Annotated in this window: 1 rRNA gene; it reads right to left on the bottom strand. The window is 52.4% G+C overall.

From position 1 onward, the window contains the following. Positions 1 to 308: 308 nt before the first annotated feature. Positions 309 to 426 (bottom strand): 5S ribosomal RNA (gene rrf / locus HMPREF2806_RS04880). Positions 427 to 582: the final 156 nt, after the last annotated feature.

Here is a 582-nt window from a genome sequence, read left to right as displayed (position 1 = left end):
CACGACACTGCTACCAAATAGCCGGTCGCAACAGGCAACCCCATGGGGATGAGTGTGCTTAGCCGACAAAGCTGTGTTGCTTGTTTGGGCGGCGGCGGATTCTTTGTGCTTGGGATAATTAGCGCGTATGACCCGTGCTCGGATCCCTTGCGGTCTATAAGCGCGGACGTGGATGTGCAGCACGCAGGTCTGTGTTTTCGGGTCTGCGCTTGTAGGCTGTGTGCGAAAACGATGATGAAGCCCGTCACCGTTGAGTGGTTGCTCAACGGTGGCGGGCTTGGTGTATTGAGTTATGGTTTGTTGTTTGGTGTCGGCGGTTTCTTACTCTCCCACAACCTCCCGGTTGCAGTACCATCAGCGTTAGCAGGCTTAGCTTCCGGGTTCGGAATGGGACCGGGCGTTTCCCTGCTGCTATAGGCCACCGACAAACACACGGAGCAACTGTTTGTGTCTGGTTGCTGGTGTTGTGTCAGATACTGTGTAGTGGACGCAAGCGACAGTGTGATTAATTAACTGTTGTGTTTGCTGTTTACACACTGAAAAGTTCAAGTGTGTGTGTTTGTTTTGGTCTATTAGTACCAG

It is taken from the genome of Corynebacterium sp. HMSC076G08 (assembly GCF_001811515.1).
Lineage (GTDB): Bacteria > Actinomycetota > Actinomycetes > Mycobacteriales > Mycobacteriaceae > Corynebacterium > Corynebacterium hiratae.
Note: the sequence above shows the minus strand (reverse complement) of the source record. Positions and strands in the feature narration are given on the sequence as shown.